This window comes from Maribacter antarcticus DSM 21422, from assembly GCF_000621125.1.
Taxonomy (GTDB): domain Bacteria; phylum Bacteroidota; class Bacteroidia; order Flavobacteriales; family Flavobacteriaceae; genus Maribacter; species Maribacter antarcticus.
This window is the reverse complement of the sequence record NZ_KK211214.1, coordinates 152,937-167,568: the sequence shown is the minus strand read 5'-3', so window position 1 is coordinate 167,568 and position 14,632 is coordinate 152,937. Positions and strand designations below refer to the sequence as shown.

11 protein-coding genes and 1 pseudogene are annotated in these 14,632 nt (G+C 37.5%); 5 read left to right on the top strand and 7 right to left on the bottom strand.

Annotation, left to right across the window (positions count from 1 at the left end; genetic code table 11):
* Window positions 1–83 precede the first annotated feature (83 nt).
* Window positions 84–1,421: a cytochrome-c peroxidase gene (locus Q360_RS0117205; RefSeq protein WP_027078178.1), complete on the top strand. Its 1,338-nt coding sequence runs from the start codon at window positions 84–86 to the stop codon at window positions 1,419–1,421.
* Window positions 1,422–1,500: 79 nt separating this feature from the next.
* Here the strand turns inward: Q360_RS0117205 and odhB are convergent, their stop codons facing one another.
* Complete coding sequence (gene odhB / locus Q360_RS0117200) at window positions 1,501–2,724, bottom strand: 2-oxoglutarate dehydrogenase complex dihydrolipoyllysine-residue succinyltransferase (RefSeq protein WP_027078177.1); 1,224 nt, start codon at window positions 2,722–2,724, stop codon at window positions 1,501–1,503.
* 20 nt (window positions 2,725–2,744) lie between these two features.
* Window positions 2,745–5,546, bottom strand: a complete 2,802-nt coding sequence (locus Q360_RS0117195) for a 2-oxoglutarate dehydrogenase E1 component (protein WP_027078176.1) — start codon at window positions 5,544–5,546, stop codon at window positions 2,745–2,747.
* Between the two features lie 84 nt (window positions 5,547–5,630).
* Between Q360_RS0117195 and Q360_RS0117190 the strand changes: the two genes are divergently transcribed.
* Complete coding sequence (locus Q360_RS0117190) at window positions 5,631–6,173, top strand: hypothetical protein (protein WP_051554793.1); 543 nt, start codon at window positions 5,631–5,633, stop codon at window positions 6,171–6,173.
* Here the strand turns inward: Q360_RS0117190 and Q360_RS0117185 are convergent.
* The 4 genes from Q360_RS0117185 to Q360_RS0117170 form a co-directional block, all read right to left on the bottom strand.
* Window positions 6,170–6,535 carry a hypothetical protein gene (locus Q360_RS0117185; protein WP_027078174.1) on the bottom strand — a complete coding sequence of 122 codons (366 nt, stop codon included), beginning with the start codon at window positions 6,533–6,535 and terminating at the stop codon, window positions 6,170–6,172. The genes Q360_RS0117190 and Q360_RS0117185 overlap by 4 nt on opposite strands.
* Window positions 6,536–6,559: 24 nt before the next feature.
* Window positions 6,560–7,837, bottom strand: coding sequence for a metal-dependent hydrolase family protein (locus Q360_RS0117180; protein WP_027078173.1), 1,278 nt, complete (start codon window positions 7,835–7,837; stop codon window positions 6,560–6,562).
* A 204-nt stretch (window positions 7,838–8,041) separates the two neighbouring features.
* Window positions 8,042–9,061: a UDP-glucose 4-epimerase GalE gene (gene galE, locus Q360_RS0117175; protein ID WP_027078172.1), complete on the bottom strand. Its 1,020-nt coding sequence runs from the start codon at window positions 9,059–9,061 to the stop codon at window positions 8,042–8,044.
* A gap of 49 nt (window positions 9,062–9,110) precedes the next feature.
* Window positions 9,111–10,241, bottom strand: a complete 1,131-nt coding sequence (locus tag Q360_RS0117170; RefSeq protein WP_027078171.1) for a DegT/DnrJ/EryC1/StrS family aminotransferase — start codon at window positions 10,239–10,241, stop codon at window positions 9,111–9,113.
* A 221-nt stretch (window positions 10,242–10,462) separates the two neighbouring features.
* On the opposite strand from Q360_RS0117170, the gene Q360_RS0117165 reads away from it, so the two are divergent.
* The 3 genes from Q360_RS0117165 to Q360_RS25930 all read left to right on the top strand — a co-directional run bounded on the left by Q360_RS0117165 (window position 10,463) and on the right by Q360_RS25930 (window position 13,303).
* Window positions 10,463–11,698: a 3-deoxy-D-manno-octulosonic acid transferase gene (locus Q360_RS0117165; RefSeq protein ID WP_027078170.1), complete on the top strand. Its 1,236-nt coding sequence runs from the start codon at window positions 10,463–10,465 to the stop codon at window positions 11,696–11,698.
* 793 nt (window positions 11,699–12,491) lie between these two features.
* Window positions 12,492–12,614: a hypothetical protein gene (locus tag Q360_RS27025; RefSeq protein ID WP_262493237.1), complete on the top strand. Its 123-nt coding sequence runs from the start codon at window positions 12,492–12,494 to the stop codon at window positions 12,612–12,614.
* 521 nt (window positions 12,615–13,135) lie between these two features.
* The gene (locus tag Q360_RS25930; protein ID WP_156950157.1) at window positions 13,136–13,303 is read left to right on the top strand and encodes a hypothetical protein; all 168 of its coding nucleotides are present in this window, start codon (window positions 13,136–13,138) and stop codon (window positions 13,301–13,303) included.
* Window positions 13,304–13,545: 242 nt separating this feature from the next.
* Here Q360_RS25930 and Q360_RS25430 read toward each other — a convergent pair.
* Window positions 13,546–14,444: pseudogene (locus tag Q360_RS25430) on the bottom strand (IS1595 family transposase).
* Window positions 14,445–14,632 lie beyond the last annotated feature (188 nt).

Below are 14,632 nucleotides of genomic sequence, written 5' to 3'. Positions count from 1 at the left end.
TTCAACGAGTTTTATCTTGTTGTTAACGACTAAAATTAGAACATAGACGGAATAACACTCAGTTTGTAAAAATAATTTCCCCAATGAAATTTTTTAAACCTGCATCTGCACTAATACTCTGTGCAGTATCGGTTTTTTTTTCCTGTGGTCCGGACAATGATCTTTACGAGGGTATCACCCAAGAAGAGCCATTAAGGAATCAGATCGAGACCGTAGCAACTATTACGGAACTTTTACTTGCCGAAAATTCTATTTCAAATATTCCTAGCGACCCAAAAAACCCAATAACCGAAGAAAAGGTAATACTAGGTAAATTATTGTTTCACGAAACCGGTATTGCATTGGCTCCAAAAAAGGAAAAAGGAAGCAAAACCTATTCTTGTGCAAGCTGTCACCATGTAAAAGCAGGATTTCAAAGCGGAATGAAGCAAGGGATAGGAGAAGGAGGGTCTGGATTTGGCCTTATGGGCGAAACGAGAAAGATAGACGCAGACTACGACCCTAAGATGATTGATGTGCAAGCCATAAGAAGCCCAACCATATTAAATTCCGCCTACCAGGATGTGATGCTCTGGAACGGCCAGTTTGGGGCAACAAAAACCAATACCGGAACAGAATCGGAATGGACAGCGGGAACACCAAAAGAAACAAACACACTTGGTTTTGAAGGTGTAGAAACCCAAGCAATTGCTGGGCTCGGAGTACATAGATTAAAAATAGATACGAAAATGATTAGTAACGGACCATATAAAAGACTTTTCGATAACGCATTTCCAAAAATTACATTGGAAGAGCGCTACTCTAAATTAAACGCAGGGTTAGCAATTGCCGCATACGAAAGAACGGTCATAGCATCGGAGGCACCATTTCAAAAATGGCTAAGAGGAGATTCAAATGCCATGGATGATGATGAAAAGAAAGGCGCCATGATATTCTACGGTAAAGGGAAATGTTATACCTGCCATTCCGGCCCTGGAATGAACGGCATGAGTTTTCATTCGCTTGGAATGAATGACCTAAGTGGTTCAGATATTCATCTGGAACCTACTATGAACGACAAATTAGGACGTGGTGCGTTCACTAAAAATCCTGATGATGATTTCGCGTTTAAGACCCCTACACTCTACAACTTAAAAGGTCTTAGCTTTCTAGGGCACGGAGGTAGCTTTAGTTCCGTTAGGGAAATCATTGAATACAAAAACAAAGCGGTCGCAGAGAATACAGATGTTCCCGAAGAAAAATTAGATTCCCAATTTATGCCACTTGGACTAACGGAGACGGAAATTGACCAACTTACCAACTTCGTAGAAATAAGTCTTTATGATGATGATTTGGCTCGCTTTGTACCAGAAATCTTGCCCACCGGAGCTTGTTTTCCTAATGCAGATGAGCAATCCAGAGAAGATATGGATTGTCTTTAAAAGGAAAACAAAATGTTACAAACAAAAAAATGCGAAAAGTTCAACTTCTCGCATTTTTTTATTTTTATATCCTTGATGCTTATAATTCCAAGGCTTTCTTTATATTTCCATCCATGAGTAATTCTTCTGGATTCTCCAGAGCCTCTTTTACGGCTACCAAAAATCCTACAGACTCCTTGCCATCGATAATACGGTGGTCATATGAGAGTGCAACATACATAATGGGCGCAATAGCAATGGCTCCGTCTCTTGCGATTGGACGCTCTACAATATTATGCATTCCCAAAATAGCACTCTGGGGTGGGTTGATTATAGGCGTTGATAACATAGAACCAAAAACACCGCCATTGGTAATGGTAAAAGTACCGCCAGTCATTTCATCTACGGTAATCTCCCCGTCCCTAGCTCTTATAGCCAAACGTTTCACTTCTGCTTCAACACCTCTAAAGCTTAAATTTTCAGCATTTCGGATAACAGGAACCATAAGTCCTTTTGGACCGGACACGGCAATACTGATGTCACAAAAGTCATAAGAAAGCATTTCTTTTCCATCAATCATAGAATTCACCGAAGGATACATTTCCAAAGCTCTTACAACTGCCAATGTGAAAAAGGACATAAATCCTAAACCAACACTATGTTTTTCTTTAAATGTTTCTTTATACTCACTTCTAAGAGCAAAAATTGGCGACATGTCTACTTCGTTAAACGTGGTAAGCATCGCCGTTTCGTTCTTAACCATTACCAAACGTTCTGCCACTTTTCTCCGAAGCATAGAAAGCTTTGTCCTGCTCTCGCCACGGTTCCCTCCTGTACTAGGAGAACCCATAGAAGGATTTGCTTTTACAGCGTCGTCTTTTGTAATTCGACCATCTCTGCCGGTTCCTTTTACAACTGACGCCGAAACGCCTTTTTCTTCTAATATTTTCTTTGCAGCTGGAGAAGCGCTTCCAGTTGCATAAGATGTTTTCACTTCAGGTGCTTTTACCTCCTTTATTTCTTTAGCTGTGGGGGTCTCCTCTTTTGGAGCTTCTGTCTTAGTATCAGAGCCACCTTCTGGCTTTGCAGCACTTGTATCAATCAAACATACAACACCGCCTACTGCCACAGCATCCCCTACTTCAGCTTTTAAAGTAACGATACCTGCAGCCTCTGCGGGTAATTCCAAGGTTGCCTTATCCGAATCTACTTCGGCTATAGCTTGATCCTTTTCTACATAATCACCATCTTCAACTAACCATTCCGCTATCTCTACCTCTGTAATGGATTCTCCCGGTGAAGGGACTTTCATTTCTAGAATCATTCTTTCTATAGTTTGATATTTTACTTCTTACTTTTTTTTCTGGTCATATTAGCCTTGGACTTATCAAAGACAAAATCTATTACTTGCTGATGTCGTGCTTTAGAACGCACAGAGCTACCCGCCGCAGGTGCCGCATAGAACCTCCTAGATGCTATCCTAAATTTTTGTGCTTCACTAAAATGCATTAACATGTGACTCCAAGGCCCCATGTTCCTTGGTTCTTCTTGAGCCCATACAAGGTCATCCGCATTTTTATATTTCTTCATCGCCGCTAACATTTGGTTCTCCGGCACTGGGAATAATTGCTCTACACGCACCAAAGCGACATCATCTCGTTCCAAACTCTCACGTTGCGCTAGTAAGTCATAGTAGAATTTTCCGGTACAGAATACCAAGCTTTTCACCTTCTTTACATCTGCAGAAGTATCGTCCAATACTTCTTGGAAGCTTCCATTTGCAAAATCGTCTACCGTAGACACCGCTTTTGGATGTCTTAGCAAACTTTTAGGTGTAAAAATAATGAGTGGTTTTCTAAAATTAACCCTCATCTGCCTTCTTAGAATATGGAACATCTGTGCAGGTGTTGTAACATCGGCAATAAACATGTTATCCCTTGCACAAAGCTGTAAATAACGCTCCATCCTTGCCGATGAATGCTCCGCTCCCTGACCTTCATAACCGTGTGGCAATAACATAACCAGACCGTTCTGCAACTTCCATTTATCTTCGGCGGCAGAAATATACTGGTCAATCATAATTTGGGCTCCATTGCTAAAGTCTCCAAACTGTGCTTCCCATATCGTTAGAGTATTCGGACTAGCCATTGCGTATCCGTAATCAAAACCTACAACCGCATACTCAGACAATAGTGAATTATAAATCTGAAATTTTCCTTGGTTTTCGGAAACATGGTTCAACAACAATACTTCTTCTTCACTTTCTTCTACCTTCATTACTGCATGACGGTGAGAAAAAGTACCTCTTTCAACGTCTTGTCCAGACATTCTAACACCATATCCTTCTTCCAATAAAGTACCATAGGCCAAAAGTTCGCCCATAGCCCAATCCAAGGTATCGGTCTCGAAGAACATTTTTCTTCGGTCGTTGACTAACTTCTCCACTTTACGAAGGAATTTTTTTCCCTCTGGAAGCTTTGTTATCACTTTAGCGATAGCTGTAAGCTTATCCGTATCGTAAGTGGTATCCACTTTTTCCATCATCTCCCACTCGCGTACAGTGGAAAAACCTTTCCACTCGTCTGCCATAAATGGAGTAATCTCGGTTTTATCCTCTTTTCTAGAGTCTTCTAATTTCTCCTCTAAAGCGTCTTTGTATTCACGCTCTAATTCTGCAACATAACCTTCGTTTATAATTCCTTCGGAAATCAATTGCTCCGCATAAATATCCCTAGGGTTCTTATGTTTTGCTATTGCTTTATATAATTTAGGCTGCGTAAATCTAGGTTCATCCCCTTCATTATGCCCGTATTTTCTATAACCCAACAAATCTATAAATACATCTCGCTCAAATCGCATGCGATACTCCAAAGCAAAAAGTGAGGCATGAACTACAGCCTCTGCATCATCTGCATTCACATGCAATACCGGACTCAAAGTAACCTTTGCCACATCTGTACAATACGTAGATGTCCTTGCATCTAAATAGTTGGTAGTAAAACCTATTTGATTATTTACTACAATATGTATGGTGCCTCCGGTTTTGTAACCATCCAAATTAGCCATTTGAACTACTTCGTAGACCATGCCCTGACCAGCGATAGCAGCATCTCCATGAACAACAATAGGGAGCACCTTTGAAAAATCTTCTTGAAAATGCGCATCCTGTTTTGCTCTAGCGATACCCTCAACCACAGCACCTACCGCTTCTAAGTGGGAAGGGTTTGGTGCTATGTTCATTTTTATTTTATTGCCGTTATCCGACATGCGGTCAGAAGTCCAACCCAAGTGATATTTAACATCTCCATCAAAAATCTCTTGCTCATAATCCTTGCCATCGAACTCACTAAAAATATCTTTTGCCGACTTACCAAAAATATTGGTAAGCACGCTTAATCTTCCCCTGTGGGCCATCCCCATCACAAACTGCTTCACACCCATTTCTGCAGCACGCTCAACAATGGCATCCAATCCAGGTATTAAGGACTCATTGCCTTCCAAAGAAAAACGTTTTTGACCGACATATTTTGTATGTAAAAAACCTTCAAACGAAACGGCTTGATTTAACTTTTTAAGAATATGTTTCTTTCGCTCTGCATCAAAACTGGGATGATTATCGTTTATATTAATCCAATCCTGTATCCATTTTATACGTTCTGGCTTTCTAATATACATGTACTCCACCCCTATAGCATCGCAATAGATACTCGTAAGGTGCGTAATGATTTGTTGAAGCGAACTTGGACCTATACCTATAATGTCTCCGGCATTGAATACCGTTTCTAAATCTGCCTGAGTTAGCCCAAAATTCTCTATTTCTAGATTAGGAACGTATTGTCTTCTATCCCGTACGGGGTTTGTTTCTGTAAACAAATGACCCCTACTTCGGTACCCATCTATTAAACGTATCACCTGAAATTCTTTTTGAAGGGACTCCGGCATTTCTACCCGATTCCCGTTCACCATTGAGGTTACGCGTTCATCAGTTACGTCTAATTCGCCCCCAGCGCTTTCCATACCAAAGTCAAAACCTTGAAAAAAGGCCCTCCAACTGGGCTCAACACTATCGGGATTTACTAGATACTTGTCATATAGCTCTGAAAAAAAAGCGGTATGCGCTGTATTTAAAAAGGAATATTTATCCATGAATTACTTTCTGTATCTTTAGAATAAATTTCATCAAAAATACAACATTTACAATATTTAAAGGAAAGTTCTTATCTAATAAAAATGAAAGTTTCTCGTAAAATCACTCAGAATTATCTTAAAAATTCATTTTTCCTTCTTCTAAGCCTCCTATGTATTTATTATTCCCAAGCACAGTACACTCCTGGCCAAAGTGATTTTTGGAGTCAAGTGCGCTATGGTGGTAGTTTTGGCCTAGGGTTTACTAATGGAGGATTTAACGTAGCACTATCTCCAAGTGCTATTTACCCTGTAAGCGATACTTTTGCGGCTGGCATAAGCTTAAATGTGAATTATGCCAAGTTTAACGAGGCTAAATTTTTGGCATACGGAGGTAGTTTATTGTCTCTTTACAACCCCATCCCACAGATACAACTATCAGCGGAGCTAGAGCAACTTCGTGTCAACCAAACTTTTAATTTAGGCGGCAGCGGTCCAGAAGATAATTATTGGTCTCCAGCCTTATTTTTTGGACTGGGATATACTACTAGAAATGCTTCGATAGGACTCAGATACAATGTCCTATTTGATGAAAATAATAGCATTTATGCCGATGCGCTAATTCCCTTCATCCGTTTCTTTTTTTAATCCTTGGACTTATATTTTTCTTTTAGTTCTAATTTTTGCAATTCTCGCTTCAGGATAAGAAAGGTGACTTGCTCTGCAACGTCTACCGTATCTTTTATTTCTAAATTTTTAAAGGCTCGTTCTGGAATATCCACCGCATACATTACATTCAAATACTCCGAGAAACGTTCCATCAACAACAAGTATATTTTCTCCCTAATTACTGTTTGAAGTTCTTTAGGTTGCGGATTTAAACCGAAAGCAAGTTTAAGATTAACACGAGTGAAATCTCTATTGACTTGAGCCACCAATGCATTATACAACCCTCGGCTCTGGGTATATTTCATAACACTTTCACTGTCCAAAAAAATAGGGCTATTCATAACATACCGTTCAAGTTTCCGTTTTTATTCTTTATACACCTTTCCTTCTTTCATTACAAAACTTACAGATTCCAATGTCCTCACATTATTGACTGGATTCTCATCTACCGCTACGATATCAGCCAAATAACCAGCCTTTAAGATTCCTAGCTCCTTGTCCATACCTAATAGCTTAGCTGGCGCAGTCATTGCTGATTGTAGTGCTAACACCACAGGCATGCCCGCTTCGTGCATATACGTGAACTCCTTACCATTATCTCCATGTGGTGAAACTCCTGCATCCGTTCCAAAGGCTATTGGTACGCCTTTTTCGTAAGCTCTTTTAAAATTCTTTTCGCTTATAGGACCTATTTCTTTTGCCTTTTTAGCTACTACAGCCGGTAGAAAATTAGGGATATCTGCCATTGCTGCTGCTGCCTTACCCGCAGAAATGGTAGGAACTAAATAGGTATTGTATTGAATCATCAATTCCATGGTAGACTCCTCCATTAATGTGCCATGTTCTATGGTTTGTATGCCGGCTACAATAGCCCTTCGCATACCTTCATCTCCATGCGCATGAGCTGCAGTAAGCATCCCATAGTCCTTTGCCGTTTCTACAATAGCCTTTAATTCGGCTGCAGTAAACTGAGGATTTTGACCATTTTTTGCAACGCTCATAACCCCACCCGTTGCCGTTATTTTAATTACGTCCGCGCCGTTTTTATAGCGCTGACGCACTGCTTTCCTAGCGTCTTCGGGCGAATTCACAACGCCTTCTTTTGGACCCGGATCATGCATCAGTTCTTTTCTTACTCCATTGGTAGGGTCTGCATGGCCTCCCGTAGTGGCAATGGCCTTTCCGGCGGTAAATATTCGAGGCCCTATGACAATACCTTTACTAATGGCTTTTCCCAATGCAATATTCACCCCAGACCCACCGAGGTCACGTACCGTTGTAAAACCCGCCATGAGGGTGCGTTTAGCATACACTGTTGACTGAAAAGCGACATCTACATCATTCTTCGTAAAGCGATCTAAATATTGGGATGGACTCGATTCTCCTTCTATATGCACGTGCATATCTATAAATCCTGGCAGTACCGTTTTGGATTGCAGGTCTACGATGTTGTCCATATCTTTCCCTGAGACAAATCCCTTTTCAATACTTTTTATTTTATTTCCCGACACCACAATCGTACGCTCGGTTAAAAATGTTCCACTTTCAGAATCAAAGATTTCGCCGCATTGCAAATACATATCCTGAGCGAAGGTTTGCAAAGTGCAAATCATAACTATAAAAAAAGTAATTCTAGCTTTCATCTGAGTTTATTTATTTTCTACTGGTTATTGTTCGATTTCATACAGCTCCCAAGGCAATACCTATGCTGAACAGTAGCCTTGTACATTTGAGTTGTCTTTTTTTATCATACATCGCTAAGACCACGTAATTGATTATCGGTAACAACTAAAAAAGAAATTAATATACGCTATTTCCTCCTCTTTCTCTATTAAATTATTCTGTATCTAATCCCTGATTTTCTGCTCCCAGACCCATGCAGATTTCATAGCCTCGTCCAAGGTATATTCCGACTTCCATCCTAAAACGGTATTGGCCTTAGTCGTATCCGCATAGGCCGAAGTAATATCACCAGGTCGTCTTGTTACTATTTTATAGTTAAGCTTTCTTCCAGATACTTTTTCAAAACTCTGTATCGCTTCTAAAACAGAACTACCTGTTCCAGTACCTACATTAAACACCTCATAATTTTCGGCATTCTTTCCTTCTAGAAGTCGTTCCAATGCAACCACGTGCGCTTTCGCTAAATCTACCACATAAATATAGTCACGAATACACGTACCGTCAGGCGTAGGGTAATCATTCCCAAAAACAGAAAGCGAATCTCTAAGACCAATACCGGTCTGCGTAATAAAAGGTACCAGATTTTGTGGAACACCTACAGGAAGTTCTCCTATTTCACCACTAGGATGTGCACCCATGGGATTAAAATAACGCAACGCAATCGCATTCAATGTTGGTGTCACTTTACACGTATCTGTAATAATTTCCTCACCCATCTGTTTGGTATTACCATAGGGCGACTCCGCCACTTTTATAGGAGCATCTTCTGTAATTGGCATTTTATCGGCTTGACCGTAAACCGTACATGAAGAACTGAATATGAAATTTGCCGTATTCTTTTTACACAACTCCTTCAAGATATACACCAAGGTTCCTATGTTATTCTCGTAGTATAACAAAGGATTCTCTACACTTTCCCCAACTGCTTTTGACGCAGCAAAATGTATCACTCCTACTACATCGGCATTTCTTTTGAAAAAATCTTCTACCTTATTCCGTTCCTTTAAATCTAGTTTTTCAAAAACAGGTCTTTTCCCACTAATCGCTTCAATACCATTAAGCACTTTTTCATCTGAATTGGAACAATCATCAATAATAACAACATCAAAACCCTTTTGTTGTAATTCTACTACGGTATGCGAACCGATAAAACCAAGACCTCCGGTAACGAGAATTTTTTTCATGTATTTGTATTTTAGATTGCGTTTACTCAAAGCTACTGCAATCTATAGATTAGACGTTTATAAATTCGATGATCATAGTCGTTATATAGTTGATTTGTTCGTCATCTAATTCTGTATGCATAGGGAGCGAAATAACAGATCTACACAAATCTTCCGTTACAGGAAAATCACCTTTCTTATATCTAGGGTCCAAATATGCTTTTTGTAGGTGTAAGGGAATTGGATAATAAATACCGCTTGGAATATTGTTTTGAGTAAGATGTGCTCGAAGCGCATCTCTATCTACACCATTTAGTTTGAGTGTATATTGATGGAAAACATGATTCGAATGATCTGCTCTAACAGGAATAGTTAATCTTGGATGTGCCTTAAATTTAGCATCGTATTTTTGAGCAGCCAAAATTCTAGCCTTGTTATAGACATCCAACTGCCTTAATTTTATTCTCAAAATTGCAGCTTGAATGCTATCTAATCTTGAGTTAACACCAACTTCATCATGTATATACTGTACCGATTGTCCATGGTTTGCAACTTTTCTAATTTTGGAAGCCAGGTCATCATCATTGGTAAAAATTGCACCACCGTCTCCATAACACCCCAAGTTTTTGGCAGGGAAAAAAGAGGTGCACCCAACATTACCAATAGTGCCAGCTTTTTTAGTTGAACCATCATTAAACCTGTAATGCGACCCAATAGCTTGAGCTGTATCTTCAATTACAAATAAATTATGTTTTTTTGCTAATTTTAATATTGCCTCCATATTGGCACATTGACCAAATAAATGAACTGGAACAATAGCCCTCGTCTTTGACGTAATTGCGTTCTCTATGGCATTAATATCAATATCAAACGTATCTGGCAAAACATCTACCAATACTGGGGTTAAATTTAATAGTGCAATAACCTCTGCAGTTGCCACATACGTAAAATCTGCTGTGATAACTTCATCTCCAGGTTGCAAACCTAAGCCCATCATAGCAATTTGCAAAGCATCTGTACCGTTGGCACAAGGGATGACATGTTTTACTCCTAAATAAGCTTCTAATTCTTTTTGAAACTCTTTTACTTCTGGTCCATTTATAAATGCAGTAGTATCAATCACCTCTTGGATAGAGGTATTTACCCTATCTTTTATTGCTGCGTGTTGACCTTTAAGGTCAACCATTTGTATTTTTCTCATAAACTGCTCTTAATATTATGGAGTTCTTTAATGTATTTTTTAAAATGTCAAACCTGCAAAAAATAAATGATGATTTCTAGACAACAACCTAAAGTACAAAAATACGAAAATGCTCGAAATTAAAATCAATACAATACCGCTATTGAGAAAATCAAACAAAGGTTTTTAAAATATATAACAGCCCTATTTTCTAAAACTTCAATTTTGTACTTTAGCAGATTATGATTTTTCTTTATAACATAGTTATTTATCTTACTATTGGCATACTATCTATTGCCAAGCTTTTTAGTGAAAAACTGAGGCTGTTTATCTCTGGCAGAAAACAAACTTTTCAAATAATAAGGCAAAAGATTACACCCACAGATAAAACCATATGGTTTCATTGTGCTTCTTTAGGTGAGTTTGAGCAAGGCCTCCCTATTATGGAGGCCGTTAAAAAAGAATATCCAAACCATAAAATGGTAGTAAGTTTTTTTTCTCCCTCTGGCTTTGAAAATAAAAAAAACACCAAAGTAGCAGATGTGGTTGTATACCTCCCAATGGATACAAAGAAAAACGCAAAAAAGTTTATTGATGCCTTACACCCATCACTTGTGTTTTTTGTGAAATATGAGTTTTGGCCGCAATACTTAATAGAATTAAAACGCCAAAACATTAAAACATTATTAGTCTCTGGAGTTTTCAGGGAAGACCATGTGTTTTTTAAACCCTATGGAGGTTTTATGCGCAAAGCACTAACATCATTTGACCATTTCTACGTACAGGATGAGAATTCTAAATCGCTACTAAATTCGATTGGACTTGAAAAATGTACTGTCAGTGGTGATACCCGTATAGATAGGGTCTCTAAAATTTTGGATTCGGACAATAGCTTAGATTTTATGGATGCTTTTAATACTGCTGAAAATTGCCTAATTGCTGGAAGCACATGGCCAGAAGATGAAAAAATTCTTGTTGATTACATAAATCGTACTCCCTCAGATATGAAATTTGTTATTGCTCCTCATAACATCAAAAAAGAACATAGTCGCGAACTCAAAAAATCTATAGACAAGCCAACACTGCTATATTCTGAAATTGAATGCCAAAGTCTAGAAAACATACATGTTCTGATTATCGACACCATTGGCATATTGACTAAACTTTACAGTTACGCTACCATAGCCTATGTAGGGGGCGGTTTCGCCACAGGATTGCACAATACGGCGGAACCCGCAGTTTTTGGAATACCCGTTGTTATAGGTCCTGCATTCAAAGGCTTCAAAGAGGCAGAAGAATTAGTATTGCTTGGCGGTGTTATTTCTATTCATACAAAAACAGAATTAACCCAGTATATAGACAAGATGCAGTCGAACAAGGATTTTAGGAATAAGGTAGGAAGAATAAACGCCGCGTATATTAACGAAAATAAAGGTGCAAGCACCAAAATTATGGAAGGTGTATCTAAGTTGCTATAGTAAGGTGTTACTGCACACTAAAGTGCCCACCTGCCCGTGATGGGGTTTGCGCTTTATTCGAAAGCCACACAAAAGAATCGTGTACACTACTTCAACAAAAACAGTAGTAGTCTCTTGTTCTTCGATAGCTACATATATCAAAAATTTAATTAAAAATATAGTTCAATTACTTTTTAATTTACCTGATAGATTAAATTTCTGTTCGAAAATTTGAAAATCATAGCATAATTTCTTATTTTAAGGATGTTTTATTCATAATGTCAGCCGACAAAATGAACATAAGTTTCTCCTTAAGAGGGTGTTTTTGGTTTTTCATCGATTTATATACCCTTTTGATACTGCTTTATACAATATTATATACATTGATAAAAGAAACACTATTATGATGATGGAACAAGAACTTACAACAGGAGTAAAAATATTAAATGGTTTTTTGAGAATTATGGTCGCATGCCTAGTTGTTATTTTAATAGCAATTCCGTTGGCATTACTATTAGATATCATTGGAATACTTTAAATGATTTTATCATAGAGAAACCGTGTTAAAATCAAAATGGTTTAATTCCATATGGTTGACTTTATACTTGGGGGTCATTGTTCGTTAATAATACACGTTGAAATGTTAAAAATCAGTCATAAGGATTGATTTCAAGGATGAAATACGTTTTTCGCAAAATTCAAACCACAAATTTTCTACACTAAACATCGAATATATAAGAGTTTACAACATTATTATTTTAATAGCGACTACAATTTATAAATTGAGCTATATAACTTTAAAGTAGGTAATGTTATGAACCATTTATCATTTAAATCTGGGGTAGATTCTTATCTATCTGTACTTGTAATTGCAATGCATGCCTTTTTGGCTGTAGTTGCAGTTGGAACTTTGTTGTCCCTCATTGGGGCTATCTAAACTTTAAAAACCATTTTTATAGGTTAGACTTTGCATTATAATAAAGCCCCTTTTTTAAGGGGCTCTATTTTTTTAAAAAAGGTGCTCGCAACGTTTGTGATTTGCTTCATTAAAACCATCAATTACCTCTATAGCTAATAGGGTTGTGTTAAAAGATTCAATTTCTTATATCATATTCTTCTTTCCTAATCCCTTGATTTTAATAGGCTCTATTTTAGAGGTAAAAACGACTACAAAGGGTCGAGAAACGGTCGTAGTAAACTTTGATTAATTAAGTTTTATCACAACTCAACTATTTTTTCTACTAAATTGATGAAACTAAAAAAAATGTCATTATTTTAAATCATTATAAAACTACTCTTTGCCTTATTATTTAGTACTATTGCTTCTACTCAAAAGCACAAAGAAGTAGCTCCTAGTTTTTCTATAAATGAAAATAATATAGTTGTTTGACAAAAAAAAATTGACTCAGATTTAAACGAAACCGAGTCGGTCAAAGCAGTCGAAAAATATTTTTGAATATGGATTTTACTAAAGGACTTTCAATAGATGAAACACTATTTACGGGTTATTCGAATGAATTAAGGGTAAAAACTATTAAAGGTGGTTCTTACTATAACCCAATTACAACCTTTGTCGAAGTGGAAGTGGAAGTGGAAGTGGAAGTTAAGTACAAAAGATACAGTTAACCATAAAGGACATAAAATTCAAAGAAACAAAGATAGGAGTTAACACAGGCATATTATCTTAGTCACAAGGAGTATCTCCAAATTTTGGAGAATTGGTATTAAATAAAAAAAACCTTTTTTAAAATTAAATATCTAACATCATATAACGAAGCATTTAATACTATTTTCACATTAAAGAAGGCAAATGTTAGCCAAAAAAGAGGACTAATCAATTCTAAACTATTGAGTTAAGTTTTAATTAATTATATAGAGGTTAGTAGTTTGTTACTTATTATTTCTGATGAATCTATTTTATCAACGCTAACCATTCTAGTAATCAGGTTACAGAAAATTATTGACTTACTTTGTGAGCGGTTTATTCTAAAACAGAATTCATTAAAATACCTATTTAGGGTATCATCACTGACCCAAGAATAGGTAGTTCTTATCCAAGATTTAACTTGATGTATCATAGTATGGAGCATCTTGAAGTTCAATACTTTATTACTTTCTGTCTATTTTATATCGTACGCCTTTGCTATAGGTCTGTAACCTCTCCATTTGTCGGTCGTTACCTTGGATTCTCGACTTATGTAGCCGGTACATATAAATTATAATAATTCAGCGGAGAAGTCTTCTCTCTTCATGGCATACCTCCTTTAAATATTTCCTACCTTATTAAGGTGGACCGCTGTAATCACCTATTTTTTTCTTACCGTGGTAGCTTCTTCCTATTTTACCTTTCTCGTGACCACCCAGAACGAACTCATCAACGTGAACCTCTCCCTCCACAAGGCTATTGCCTCCGGCACCTTAAGCATGAACAATCGAGACGTCTTTTTGGGTACTCCATAACGAACTACCGTGTAACAGGCCGATAGAGCCTTGGTCGATGTAGCCATTTCAAAACAGGTAAAGAATGCTTTAAGAACACCAAACTTAACCTTGTGAAAAAGTGTATCAGCAGTTGCTGATTCGATATGTCTACAGATGTCACATTATCTGGAAAAGCCGCCCCGTGTCTGACAAGCCGTATATGATTACATCTTAAACATTTGAATGCCGTTCTGGCCTTGATTGAAACTGGATATTCCTTACTATCGTTGTCCGTTTTTAAGCGACCAGAGAACTCTAGAAGCTTTTAACGTTTAAATACATCCATACTATTATACACTTACCAACAGTTAAGAGACGAACTTAACTACTGACCTCTAAAAGGTTGTTTAATATTTTACGCTTTCTTTTCGTTGTAAACTTTTATTCTCAAAACACCTAGTGTAAGCCTACACAAATAAAAACCATCTTCTATTTTTAAAGTCATTGTTTTTAATAGGAAACAAGTACTTGAAC

What these genes read in the sequence shown, in the direction of transcription:
- Q360_RS0117190 (WP_051554793.1), top strand. Translation starts at nt 5,631, where the DNA reads ATGAAAGTTTCTCGTAAAATCACTCAGAATTATCTTAAAAATTCATTT.
- Q360_RS0117170 (WP_027078171.1), bottom strand. Translation starts at nt 10,241, where the DNA reads ATGAGAAAAATACAAATGGTTGACCTTAAAGGTCAACACGCAGCAATA.
- odhB (WP_027078177.1), bottom strand. Translation starts at nt 2,724, where the DNA reads ATGATTCTAGAAATGAAAGTCCCTTCACCGGGAGAATCCATTACAGAG.
- Q360_RS0117165 (WP_027078170.1), top strand. Translation starts at nt 10,463, where the DNA reads ATGATTTTTCTTTATAACATAGTTATTTATCTTACTATTGGCATACTA.
- Q360_RS0117180 (WP_027078173.1), bottom strand. Translation starts at nt 7,837, where the DNA reads ATGAAAGCTAGAATTACTTTTTTTATAGTTATGATTTGCACTTTGCAA.
- Q360_RS27025 (WP_262493237.1), top strand. Translation starts at nt 12,492, where the DNA reads ATGAACCATTTATCATTTAAATCTGGGGTAGATTCTTATCTATCTGTA.
- Q360_RS0117205 (WP_027078178.1), top strand. Translation starts at nt 84, where the DNA reads ATGAAATTTTTTAAACCTGCATCTGCACTAATACTCTGTGCAGTATCG.
- Q360_RS0117195 (WP_027078176.1), bottom strand. Translation starts at nt 5,546, where the DNA reads ATGGATAAATATTCCTTTTTAAATACAGCGCATACCGCTTTTTTTTCA.
- Q360_RS0117185 (WP_027078174.1), bottom strand. Translation starts at nt 6,535, where the DNA reads ATGAATAGCCCTATTTTTTTGGACAGTGAAAGTGTTATGAAATATACC.
- Q360_RS25930 (WP_156950157.1), top strand. Translation starts at nt 13,136, where the DNA reads ATGGATTTTACTAAAGGACTTTCAATAGATGAAACACTATTTACGGGT.
- galE (WP_027078172.1), bottom strand. Translation starts at nt 9,061, where the DNA reads ATGAAAAAAATTCTCGTTACCGGAGGTCTTGGTTTTATCGGTTCGCAT.